We start from the raw sequence: 11,732 nt of genomic DNA on the forward strand, positions 1-11,732 counted from the left end.
CAGACAGCATGAAATTCAGTGAACAGTGGCTGCGCAGCTGGGTGAACCCGGCAGTTTCGCGCGACGAGCTGGTGGCTCGCCTGTCCATGGTCGGCCTGGAAGTAGACGCCGTGATCCCGGTCGCCGGCCAGTTCAGCGGTGTGGTGGTAGGCGAGATCCTCAGCGCCGAACAGCACCCGGACGCCGACAAACTGCGTGTGTGCCAGGTCAGCAACGGCAGCGCCACCTTCCAGGTGGTCTGCGGTGCACCGAATGCCCGCGCCGGCATCAAGATCCCCTTCGCCATGATCGGCGCCGAGCTGCCGGGCGACTTCAAGATCAAGCAGGCCAAGCTGCGCGGCGTGGAGTCCCAGGGCATGCTCTGCTCGGCTTCCGAGCTGCAAATCAGCGACGACAACAACGGCCTGATGGAGCTGGCGGCAGACGCCCCGGTCGGCCAGAGCCTGCGCGACTATCTGGGCCTGGACGATGCCAGCATCGAGATCGGTCTGACTCCGAACCGTGGCGACTGCCTGTCGCTGGCCGGTCTGGCCCGCGAGGTCGGCGCCATCTATGCCGCTCCGGTAACGGCGGTTTCCGTCGCTCCGGTCGCGGCTGCGCATGACGAAGTGCGCCCGGTCGAAGTGCTGGCCTCCAAGGCCTGCCCGCGCTACCTGGGCCGCGTCGTCCGCAACGTCGACCTGTCCAAGCCGACCCCGCTATGGATGGTCGAGCGCCTGCGTCGTTCCGACATCCGCAGCATCGACGCCGCCGTCGACATCACCAACTACGTGATGCTCGAACTCGGCCAGCCGATGCACGCCTTCGATCTCGCCGAGATCAACGGTGGCATCCGCGTACGCATGGCGGAAGAGGGCGAGAAGCTGGTCCTGCTGGACGGCCAGGAAGTCAGCCTGCGTGCCGATACCCTGGTGATCGCCGACCACAACCGCGCCTTGGCTATCGCTGGCGTGATGGGTGGCGAGCACAGCGGCGTCAGCGACAAGACCCGCGACCTGTTCCTGGAAAGCGCCTTCTTCGACACCATCTCGGTGGCCGGCAAGGCTCGTTCCTATGGCCTGCACACCGACTCCTCGCACCGCTTCGAGCGCGGCGTGGACTCGCAGCTGGCGCGCAACGCCATGGAGCGCGCCACCGCGCTGCTGCTGGAGATCATCGGCGGCGAAGCCGGTCCGATCATCGAAGTGGCCAGCGCCGCCGACCTGCCGAGCGTCGCGCCGATCATCCTGCGTGCCGAGCGCATCAGCCAGATGCTGAGCATGGACATGGATGACGCCGAGGTTGAGCGCCTGCTCAATGCGCTGGGTCTGAGCACCGTCGCCCAGGGCGCCGGTCACTGGCGGGTCAGCGTGCCGAGCCACCGCTTCGACATCAGCCTGGAAGTGGACCTGATCGAAGAGCTGGGTCGTCTGTACGGCTACAACCGCCTGCCGGTGCGTTACCCGCAGGCTCGCCTGGCCCCGCAGGCCAAGGCCGAAGCCCGTGCCGAACTGCCGGCCCTGCGTCGCCTGCTGGTCGCTCGCGGTTATCAGGAAGCCATCACCTACAGCTTCATCGATCCCAAGCTGTTCGAGCTGTTCAATCCGGGCGTGGCGCCGCTGCAGCTGGCCAACCCGATCTCCGCGGACATGGCCGCCATGCGTTCCTCGCTGTGGCCTGGCCTGGTAAAGGCGCTGGAGCACAACCTCAATCGTCAGCAGTCGCGCGTGCGCCTGTTCGAGAGCGGCCTGCGCTTCATTGGCCAGCTCGAAGGCCTGAAGCAGGAAGCCATGCTGGCTGGCGTGATCAGTGGCAGCCGCCTGCCGGAAGCCTGGGCCAACGGTCGTGAGGGCGTGGACTTCTACGATCTCAAGGCTGATGTCGAAGCGCTGCTGGGTTATGCCGGCGCCGCCGATGCCTTCAGCTTCGTGCCGGGCGAGCATCCAGCCCTGCATCCGGGCCAGACCGCACGTATCGAGCGGGAGGGGCGCCTGGTTGGTTTCCTCGGCGCAATGCACCCGGAACTGGCCAAGACCCTGGGCCTGGATCAGCCGGTGTTCCTCTTCGAACTGGTACTGGCCGAAGTGGCCACCGGGCGCATGCCGGCGTTCAGCGAACTGTCACGCTTCCCCGAGGTGCGTCGCGACCTGGCCCTGCTGGTGGATCGCGAGCAGCCGGCCGATGCCGTGCTCTCTACTATCCGCGAGGCCGCTGGCGAGTGGCTGACGGACCTCAGACTGTTTGACGTGTATCACGGTAAAGGCATTGATCCACATAGAAAAAGCCTTGCCGTTGGCTTGACCTGGCAACATCCATCGCGCACTCTTAACGACGATGAGGTGAATACAACTACGCAAAACATCATCACCTCGCTGGAAGAAAGGTTCAACGCCACGTTAAGGAAGTAGCGTATGGGGGCTCTGACGAAAGCTGAGATGGCGGAACGTCTGTATGAAGAGCTTGGCCTGAATAAGCGGGAAGCCAAGGAGTTGGTGGAGCTGTTTTTCGAGGAAATTCGCCACGCGCTGGAAGACAACGAACAGGTCAAATTGTCCGGTTTCGGCAATTTTGACCTGCGCGACAAACGTCAGCGCCCGGGCCGCAATCCCAAAACAGGCGAAGAAATCCCGATCACGGCTCGCCGTGTTGTCACCTTTCGTCCGGGCCAGAAATTGAAGGCCAGAGTAGAGGCATATGCTGGAACCAAGTCATAACGACGAGCTGCCGCCTATCCCTGGCAAACGCTACTTCACCATCGGCGAAGTCAGCGACCTCTGTGCCGTCAAGCCTCATGTTTTGCGTTACTGGGAGCAGGAGTTTCCTCAGCTCAATCCGGTGAAGCGGCGGGGTAACCGTCGCTACTATCAGCGCCAAGATGTGTTGATGATCCGCCAGATCCGAGCGCTTCTGTACGACCAGGGCTTCACCATCGGCGGCGCGCGTCAGCGTCTTTCCGGCGACGAAGCCAAGGACGATACCACCCAGTACAAGCAGCTGATCCGGCAGATGATTGCCGAGCTCGAGGATGTTCTGCTGGTGCTTCGCAAGTAAGCCCCTAGCGGTAAAAAAAACTTCCACAATTCAGCAGCTTATTGTAAAGTCCTCCCCGCTTCCGGTAACACGGAAGCATCGTCGGGGCGTAGCGCAGCCCGGTAGCGCACTTGCATGGGGTGCAAGGGGTCGAGTGTTCGAATCACTCCGTCCCGACCAAATAACTCCACGACTTAGGCCAGTTCAGAGATGAGCTGGCCTTTTTCGTTTCAGGGACTTTTGCGGGACTTTTCATCCTGCCTTCCTCCTCAGTATCGTCAGCGCCGGCCCTCGCGAGTCCGTCGCCGATATCTTGTTGGCCTCATCGATCAGTTTTCCCAGCTCCGCCGCCGAGTAGTGACTGGTGATGCTGCCGTTCTTGTGGCCCAGCAGGGCCCGCCTGTCTTCCTCGGTAACACCCGCTGCCCGGAGCCTTCTCCCGAAGGTGTGCTTCAGGTCGTGAACACGGATCGAGGCGAATCCCTTCGGTGCCGGTCGCAGGAAGCGTTCCTGGTACTTCTTCGCCGCCCGGATCCGTGCCTTCTTCCAGGCCGAATCGTTCATGCGATGAACCGGCGTCGCCTTGCCGTTCCTGTCGGGCATCCCATACGGGAATACCCAGACCGGATCCAGGCCGCGCTGCCCCTCGATGGCCGACTTGGCCACCGCGTTCAGCACGACCAGCCGTTCCTCTCCATTCTTCACGCCCGATCCCTTGTCCCTGCCTCCAAAATCCGACGGAATCAGGAAGACGCTGGTATCGAGTTCCGGTACCGGGATCTCCCAGTCCCACCTCAGCTTGACCACCTCCTGCTCCCGAGAGCCGCAGTTGACCTTGTAGAGCGCCATTCGCCGCAGGTGGTCCGGCAGTTCCGAGAACAGCAGCGATTGCTCTTCCCACGAAAGCGGGTAGGGCGTTCGCCTCGATCGCTTCTCGTCCAGCTTGCTGATCATCGGTACCGTGTCCAGCCAGGGTCGTTTCTCTTCGTCACGCCATTTCCGGGCGCACAGGTTGAGAATGCGGATGACCCTCTCCAGGGCGATGTTCACCGTCCTTGGGTTACTCCAGGCTTCACCTTGCCGGTCGATGTCCTGCCCGGCTTCAGTTTGTCCTTGATGTACGGGGCAAGCGACTCGTCATCGACGTGCATGAGCGGTAGGTTGCCGATGTAGGGATCCAACTGCTCAAGGTAGATGGCGGCCAGGCCGATCGACGGCATGTCCTTGTATTCCACCAGGTAGCGTGTGGCGGCTTCTCGCCAGCTCCTGATTTGCGCAATTGCATTGAGCTGACCAGTCAGTTGCATTCGATCTGACCAGCCAGTTGCATAAGACCTGACCGATACCATTTGGGATCGTGACTGGGGGAGACCGAATCCCCGCCAAATGCCAGTATCGGGGGGGGCATCAACGAACTGGAGCTGGCACGCGCGCGCCTGCTATACGTCCGGCGATTGGCTGCTGAAAGTGCAGCTGTGAGACTTAAGGAGGGCGAGTTACAGGCATGAGCCACTGCACTCTGGTAGTGACTTGAAAACGCGAGGAGCAGTAATCGGCAAAAACGGCTCAGCGGCCGTCCTGATGCACGCGGCTGAAGCATTGGGCTAGTGCAGTGCGGCGCATGCCTGAATCACTTGGCGAAAGCAGGGCGGCCTAGCCGTTGGCGGCCCTGGCTGGGGTTTCTCTTGCGCATAGCCTCCCTGAGGCGCTCAGCTGCTTCGGCCAAGACCGCGGGATCTGCCTCTCGGATAGCTTTCATTAGCTCTTCACGTCGGCGAGCCTTACCCTCAATGATCTCGGCAAAGCTGCTATCTGACTGATGATATCTGCTCATTTGGGCAGCCTCGTGAGCCGGTGCGAAGTCTGAGCGTAACACATAGGCTAGCCGGGTAGATGACGCTCTGAGGGCGGCAACCACCTACTGCCTGCTAGCGAATACAGCGCTCAGGATCTGGCCATACACAGCCTCATAGAATTTCTCAGGCATGCTCCACCATATGGCATGTGCAAAATGTAGGCGGCTCGTCGTTCCTGCCTGTACATCTTGGAGAAGCGGCTCGTAACCCTGCATCGCTATGAAAAACTCCAACATCGGGTCGCTTATGAAATAGAAGCGCTCCTTATCAAGCCCCCGATCATCGGCGTCGACCTCAAGGCGACCGTAGAGATAAGCCATTTCATCCTGATCATCGCCGCCGCGCTCGTTGAGCGGCTCACCCTCTAGTGGCCGCCGATTGAATGGCGCATGCAGCGATTTGTGACATTCGTGACACAGAGTGATGCCGTTGCCCAGCTCATACTTTCCATCAGGGTATGTGGTTCGACGAAAAATGTGGTGCGCTTGGATCTTTTGCCTCGACTCGCAATGCACGCAGCGGTAGCCATCCCGCATTCGGATGAAGCGCCCCCAAAGGGTCAAGCACCATCGTTCCGAGCGTTGCAAGCCGATCGCTCGGGTCAGAGCTGTCCTCGCTGCCTCTAGACGATTGATGTCCGGACAGACTCCTTGGAATTCTTCTCGCGGTAATAGCATGGTTGGCTCACGATGAAAGTCGGTTCAATCTGCCGACAGCTGGGATGGCGGCGATGATTGACGTGATGCGTCACGTGATCGATGATCTCGTAAACGAATGCCATGGATGACTATAAATGTACTGGATTGAAATCTGCACTGACGGCAGCTATGTGATTGACGGCCAGGAGTATCCTCTGCTCGCTGAGGGTATCGAACAGCAAGAGTCTGTCTACGACGAGCGCTCCATGAGCGATTCGCTAGAGATCAGCATTCCATTCGAACTCGAAACCGAGCACGGCCTATTCGTCTGGGAAGTGGACGTGGTTGTGTATAGAGAGTTGGATGTCGCCAGCTTCTTGGGCTACCGGATTGCCGAGTACCCAAGCACTGTGCTCCTGAAGGACGAAGTCATGTTCCGCATACAGGATGGGTGGGCCAACCCAAGGCAACCATCGCTGGACTTGAAGCCTCGCATGACTAAAATGCGCCTCGCTTGAAAGAAGACCTACCCCATGATTGATGCAGTTGACCTCTTCTGTGGTGCCGGCGGCCTGACCGCAGGCATGCGTAACGCTGGAATCCGCGTCCATGCCGGCTACGACATTGAGGCCCAGTGTAAGTACGCCTATGAAGTCAACAACCAAGCTACATTCGTAGCTCGGGATGTTAGGAAGGTCAGCAGGGAAGAACTGAGCTCTTGGTATCCGAAGACAGAGGGTCGCTACCGCCTTCTAGCTGGCTGCGCGCCCTGTCAGCCGTTCTCGTCCTACAACCAAGGCAAGGACACCAGCTCGGACAGCAAATGGCCTCTGCTCTACCATTTCGCTCGCCTTATTCGCCAGGTCAAGCCGGAGCTGGTCACGATGGAAAACGTTCCAGATGTGACCAAGCACAAAGTCTATGGCGACTTCGTGAAGAACCTCAAAAAGCAGGGGTATGAGGTGTGGGCCAAGCGAGTCGCGTGTGTCGAGTACGGCTTACCTCAGCACCGTCGTCGCCATGTTCTGTTGGCCTCCAAGCTTGGCCCGATTGAGCTCATTGAGCCCACTCATCGGGATGCCCCGGTCACAGTTATGGAGATGATTGATGATCTGCCTCGCATCGCCGCAGGTGAGTGTGACCCCAGCGATCCAATGCATCGCTCGGCTACCCTGACGCCGATCAACCTGCAACGGATTTTAAATTCTCGCGAGGGTGGTACCTGGCGGGATTGGCCTCCGCACTTAGTTGCAGAGTGTCATCGCAAGGCCAGCGGTAAGACCTACCCTAGTGTCTACGGCCGAATGAAAAGAGATGAACCGAGCCCTACGATGACTACGCTCTGCTATGGCTTTGGCAATGGCCGCTTCGGCCACTATGAGCAAGCTCGAGCACTCTCTTTACGCGAAGCAGCTATTCTCCAGTCCTTCCCGCGAAACTATGAGTTCATGCCGCCAGAGAAAATCACCTTCAAAGCAGTCGGGCGGATGATAGGTAACGCAGTGCCTGTCCGGCTCGGTGAGGTGATTGGTGAAAGCCTCATGCGTCATGTGGCGGAGTATGAGCAGAGGCGGCAACGGGAAATTCCCGCCTAAATCGCTTCTCCAGATCGGGAAGCCTACGGGTCTCGCACTCCCAGACGACCAATACTCGCCAGCCCAGCTCACGTAGCTGGGCTTCTTTTCTGGCATCTCGCTGAATGTTGGCTTCGAACTTGGGAAGCCAGAACTCTTGGCGAGTTTTGGGCGTGCTAGCGTAACGGCAACCTGGGTGGCGGTGCCAGAAGCAGCCATGCACGAATATCACCGTCCGGTGCTTTGGTAATACTACATCCGGTGAGCCCGGCAGAGATTTTCGATGGAGTCGGAAACGAAGCCCCAGAGCATGAAGAACTCTTCGCACTCTCAGCTCGGGCTTCGTGTCTGCGCGCCTAACGGCGCGCATCAAATCCCCCCGAGACCTGGTCATGCCAACTGTTCGACGACCTTATCGATACGGTCTAGTTTCTTGTTGCTATCGATATATGCTTGATATGCCCGCAGTGCGCTGTCGATAAGCTTATCGAAGTGGACAATGCGCGAGCCTGGTGAGACTGCCTCGAGCATGTTCGCCACCCTCTGAGGGTTGGTTATTTGGTCAGGTAATGGCGGACCTATTACGAACACGACCTCAATCTTAGGATTCAGCTCACCTTTGGCAGCTAAAATCTTGGTCAACTTATCGACATATAGAAAACCTTGCTCTTGCAGTTCGATAGTTTTCATCTGCCGGTGTGCACGCTTTAACTCAACGATAATGTGAGTCCCTAGAACCGTTCTATATTTAATATCAACCCGACCTAGAGCCTCTTTCTTCGTCAGATCATCAACGATGACCCCTTCTTCCATTAGGCGTGTCTCAATAAGCTCCGAGCCATCTGCCCGCTCCCACGTCGGATCTAGCAGCCACATATGATCAAAAAGATGCTGCTGCAAAGCCTTCTCTTTTTCATCATCATCTACAAGCTTATTGAATACACGAATCACCTCAATTCGAGATTTTATGATATCTCTATACAAAGTAGCTTCAAGCGTATCGCGCTGAGCAATCAAAGGAATCAGCTTGTCCGCGCCAATATCAACCGCATTGATTAATTCATGCACTGTGCCGCGAAGCTTCAGGCGCTCAAAGGCCATAATGCTATCGCGCAAAATCATCTTTTTATCATCGGCATTGTCAATCGGCAAACTATGAACTTTCGCCAGGAGTGCTTTTGCCTGTTCCCGATAACCCTCATCAATAGAGTCGAACCACTCCTTGATTACGGGATGCTCTTGCGCCACTTCATCTGCTCCAGCGTCTCTTCGCCACTTTGCCCATTGCGGTTCTATTTTTGCCAAGACTGATTTTAAATAGGCGGCCATCGCAGCTGCCCGAGGATCACTCTCCTGAATTCGTTGCCGGTCACTGGTGGCTATATCGTCATCATTATCGAAATCAAGGAAGTCCGCTTCCAGCTGGCCGGTTAGATATTTCGTATAAAGACGGCCATCATTTATATTGTCGAGAATATTTTCCTGGATGAGCCTGCCGTGTGCCATGAGCACAATAGAGTTGAGATTGTTGCCTTCCGCATCTACTAGCATTTTCGGCTTAACGGCTGTGCCGATCCAACCGCTGACAACCCAGGAAGAGTCCCAGCCCTCTAGGCGGATGGGAAGCGTGGTTTCATGCTTGAGATTTGCCGCAGCCTTTGTTCGCTTTGGATCCACTGTCCCGATGTGCCAAAGGTACTCAACCGCTCGGATATCGTCGCGATCCATTGCAGTTACTGGGTCCCCATCAATTAGGACATTGAAATCTGTCCCTCCAATAACGGTGAATCGCCGTGCCAAGCGCCGCCGCAGCGCAACCATTGTCGATGGAACTCGCCCTTTTTTAAGTCGTGAAAGAACTATTCGGGTTCCTTTTGCCACTGTGAGAGCATCGCTTGGAACTGCATCGGGCACATACCGACTCTGATGATCATTTATAGCCTGTCGGATTCTCTCAACTGACATTGTTAATCCATGTTGCTGACCATCCTTAAAGGATTCAACACGAACATTATCGGCGATTGAGAATAGTGATAGCTTGCCCAGGCCTTTTCGCCCCATGACATGACGACCACGATCAGTCGTAGTCTTTTCCTTGACTCTGCGTCGATATCCGACCTTGAGGAATTTTTCGTTCATATCATCAATGGTCATGCCAATTCCATCATCAGAGATGGTGATCTCTTGCTTGGAAGAGTCGTAGTCAATAGTGACTTGGATCGCATCGGCATCCCAGGCATTTGCGACGATTTCGGTCAGCACAGCCGCGACGTTGCTATAAAGATTAATTCCAAGATGATCAAGAACATTAAGATCAATTGTCATTGCATAAGGCGAGGTCATAAGGCATCTCCATCCATGCTTTACCGAAAATTACAAGCCACCAACCTGCCGCATCACTTAGAGTAGCGAGACGTCTCATCAATTAAGCTTTTAAGAGTCTCCGCCGAAAGCAGCTCCTCATATGTGTACATCGTGGAAAACACAACCAAATAAACTTCCGAGCTCGGTGTTACTTCATACTCCCTGAAGAACCATTCTAGCTTTCTAAATGTATCTTCGTAGTAAAGCTGTATTTCTACATTTTGACCGTAGTGCAGGGTTGCGGGAAGTCTCGGGCTAGAACCTTTGGAGTCGACTTCTAATTTGCAAAATTTATTAGAAAATTTAACGGCGGCACCGGTAATAGTTATAGGTCTTTTCCCCTGAGATATCGCCTCAAGAACAAATCGCCCATATAGCCATCGATAATCAACCTCACAGTCCTCGACATCTTCGCGGCTAGACTTATTTGCCAGCCAGAGTGAGACTATTGCAGCAGCTAGGGCTCCGATCCCGGAAAGCCACGAACCGACCATCGATAACAGTGGAATTAGAGTATTAACGAATGCGCTATAGGAGTTGCTGGCTCCCACAGCAGCTCCAAGCCCAAAAACAAGTATTAGAACTAGAAGAAGAAGGGAAATGGCGCCAAGCACAGCCCAAGAGTGGCGACTAATAAAATCCATTGCACATCCTTTGCTCTCCTAACGGACTCGCTTGCTTTCTAGCAAGCTTTGGCTCCGAGTAAATAATCAGACTATGCCGAACGGGATGCCCCGACAGCAAGCACCTGAGGTCATTCGCGCTATAGCAGGTCATCCGGCGGCAGCCACCCACGCTTGCCTGTTCGAATACACTCCCAACCCCATTCGCGCTGGCGGCCGGCTCGGGCGTGCGTCTCAATTATCTCGGCCGACACCTCTCCGGTACTGCCGTCGAGCTTGAACTGCGGACTCATGGCATAGCGAACATCAAAGCCAAATTTTCCTTGTAGTAACTGCTGCATGATCTTGACCCGCGTGCCCCAAGCTAGCTCCTGCTGCCGACCTTTCGGTATTTGGTAAGCAATACGATTGAGATAGCTGGAGGCATGAATGTAGTCACTAGGGATCATCCACATTCGGTGGTGGGGTGGGACCCCTAGAGGCAAAACGTGATCAATGAGCTGCCGCAGCAGCGGAAGCGCGACTTTAAGGGCATGGAGCTCTATGCCCATCATTGTCACCACGTTATGCAAGGTATGCCCAATACGTACGGCTGCTTCGCTCTGCCTCTCTGCTGCGTCCCGTCGCAGCCAGACCAAGCAGGCAAGTACATCTAGAGAGGCCCGGCGTTCCAGTTTCTCCAGTAGTAGTGGTGTGACAGGACATCGAGTCTCATATCTCAGCACACCGGACTGGGCAGGCTGAAACAGTACATCCTGAACCGCCGGGGTCAGTTGGCGAAGGAAGGCATCCCCACGCATGACCTGGCTGTTGCCGAGATCAAGCACAGACCATAACGGGTGACGGAGCTCTCGTGTCGAGCCCGGGACCTTCTCTTCGACGCTCCTCAGCAATTCGGCTTGCGGAAGATGGCGGCCCTGCTCGTAACGAATCCATTTGTTCTTGTAGTGCTGGATGGAGCCAGAGGTATCTCTCGCGAAGGATTTTGGCTCGAAGTACTGCTCCATTTGGTAGGCCGTATTTAGCGCGGTGCGCTGACGCAACGTTTCATACCAATACCTGATTCGTAGGCTCCTTACTGGCTCGTGCCAAGAGGGAGGGTCCTGGTTCACGTATTCCCGTGCACCGGATACGAAATCCAGGTAGAGCCGAATAACCCTTTGAGCATCAGACATTTGGGTGGGGTCGGTAAGCGGTAGATACAGTAAAAAATACCCCTGATCTTACGGCTCGTTCAATCCAGACGGCTTCTCTACCATGGTGAGTGACAAGACGACACGGCGCGTACCATGCCCACACTGACCGATTTCCTGACCCTCGCCACCGAACTGGAACAGCAACTGACGACCCGCTATGGGGTGATGTTGGGAAGCAAGGATTTGTGGCGAGAGCTCGGTTTTCGTTCACCCAACGCCTTTCGCCAGGCGATGATCCGAGGCACTTTGGATTTGCCGGTGTTTGAAGTGCAGAATCGCCGCGGACGATTCGCCTTGGCTAAGGACGTGGCAACTTGGATTGCCCGACAGCGTATGAGCGCACCCAGCGAGGGCTTGTGAGGACGACCCGAGATGCAAACCATGACCAATAGCGGAGGGCATCGTATGAGCCATACCTGATCGCAGAGCCGCGCAGGTACCGGAGATGCAAAAAGCCCAGGGGTGGAGCCCT

At 56.3% G+C, this 11,732-nt stretch carries 11 protein-coding genes, 1 tRNA gene and 1 pseudogene; 7 read left to right on the forward strand and 6 right to left on the reverse strand.

The window, feature by feature from the left end; genetic code table 11:
- Window positions 1–8: 8 nt before the first annotated feature.
- From pheT to N7607_RS10500, 4 genes are all read left to right on the forward strand, one after another.
- Window positions 9–2,387: a phenylalanine--tRNA ligase subunit beta gene (pheT, locus tag N7607_RS10485; protein ID WP_279866899.1), complete on the forward strand. Its 2,379-nt coding sequence runs from the start codon at window positions 9–11 to the stop codon at window positions 2,385–2,387.
- 3 nt (window positions 2,388–2,390) lie between these two features.
- Window positions 2,391–2,693 carry an integration host factor subunit alpha gene (gene ihfA / locus N7607_RS10490; protein ID WP_002553164.1) on the forward strand — a complete coding sequence of 101 codons (303 nt, stop codon included), beginning with the start codon at window positions 2,391–2,393 and terminating at the stop codon, window positions 2,691–2,693.
- Window positions 2,674–3,030, forward strand: coding sequence for a MerR family transcriptional regulator (locus N7607_RS10495; protein ID WP_043310659.1), 357 nt, complete (start codon window positions 2,674–2,676; stop codon window positions 3,028–3,030). Before ihfA ends, N7607_RS10495 begins: the two co-directional genes overlap by 20 nt.
- Window positions 3,031–3,112: 82 nt before the next feature.
- Window positions 3,113–3,189 (forward strand) — tRNA-Pro (locus N7607_RS10500).
- Window positions 3,190–3,261: 72 nt separating this feature from the next.
- Here the strand turns inward: N7607_RS10500 and N7607_RS10505 are convergent.
- A pseudogene (locus tag N7607_RS10505) lies at window positions 3,262–4,283 on the reverse strand (tyrosine-type recombinase/integrase); the annotation flags it as partial.
- 644 nt (window positions 4,284–4,927) lie between these two features.
- Entirely contained in the window at window positions 4,928–5,452 is a 525-nt protein-coding gene (locus N7607_RS10510) for a hypothetical protein (RefSeq protein ID WP_279866898.1), read from the reverse strand.
- Window positions 5,453–5,658: 206 nt separating this feature from the next.
- On the opposite strand from N7607_RS10510, the gene N7607_RS10515 reads away from it, so the two are divergent.
- Window positions 5,659–6,021, forward strand: coding sequence for a hypothetical protein (locus tag N7607_RS10515; RefSeq protein WP_279866896.1), 363 nt, complete (start codon window positions 5,659–5,661; stop codon window positions 6,019–6,021).
- Window positions 6,022–6,036: 15 nt separating this feature from the next.
- The gene (locus N7607_RS10520; RefSeq protein WP_279866894.1) at window positions 6,037–7,098 is read left to right on the forward strand and encodes a DNA cytosine methyltransferase; all 1,062 of its coding nucleotides are present in this window, start codon (window positions 6,037–6,039) and stop codon (window positions 7,096–7,098) included.
- On the opposite strand, the gene vsr is transcribed toward N7607_RS10520, so the two are convergent.
- The 4 genes from vsr to N7607_RS10540 all read right to left on the reverse strand — a co-directional run bounded on the left by vsr (window position 7,043) and on the right by N7607_RS10540 (window position 11,107).
- Window positions 7,043–7,471 carry a DNA mismatch endonuclease Vsr gene (gene vsr, locus N7607_RS10525; protein ID WP_279866893.1) on the reverse strand — a complete coding sequence of 143 codons (429 nt, stop codon included), beginning with the start codon at window positions 7,469–7,471 and terminating at the stop codon, window positions 7,043–7,045. The two genes, N7607_RS10520 and vsr, sit on opposite strands and share 56 nt — an antisense overlap.
- Window positions 7,468–9,420 carry an ATP-binding protein gene (locus tag N7607_RS10530; protein WP_279866892.1) on the reverse strand — a complete coding sequence of 651 codons (1,953 nt, stop codon included), beginning with the start codon at window positions 9,418–9,420 and terminating at the stop codon, window positions 7,468–7,470. Before N7607_RS10530 ends, vsr begins: the two co-directional genes overlap by 4 nt.
- 53 nt (window positions 9,421–9,473) lie before the next feature.
- The gene (locus tag N7607_RS10535) at window positions 9,474–10,085 is read right to left on the reverse strand and encodes a hypothetical protein (protein WP_279866891.1); all 612 of its coding nucleotides are present in this window, start codon (window positions 10,083–10,085) and stop codon (window positions 9,474–9,476) included.
- A 119-nt stretch (window positions 10,086–10,204) separates the two neighbouring features.
- Entirely contained in the window at window positions 10,205–11,107 is a 903-nt protein-coding gene (locus N7607_RS10540) for a hypothetical protein (protein ID WP_279866889.1), read from the reverse strand.
- 246 nt (window positions 11,108–11,353) lie between these two features.
- Between N7607_RS10540 and N7607_RS10545 the strand changes: the two genes are divergently transcribed.
- The gene (locus tag N7607_RS10545; protein ID WP_279866888.1) at window positions 11,354–11,620 is read left to right on the forward strand and encodes a hypothetical protein; all 267 of its coding nucleotides are present in this window, start codon (window positions 11,354–11,356) and stop codon (window positions 11,618–11,620) included.
- Window positions 11,621–11,732 lie beyond the last annotated feature (112 nt).

The organism is Pseudomonas sp. GD04019 (assembly GCF_029837695.1).
Taxonomy (GTDB): Bacteria; Pseudomonadota; Gammaproteobacteria; order Pseudomonadales; family Pseudomonadaceae; genus Aquipseudomonas.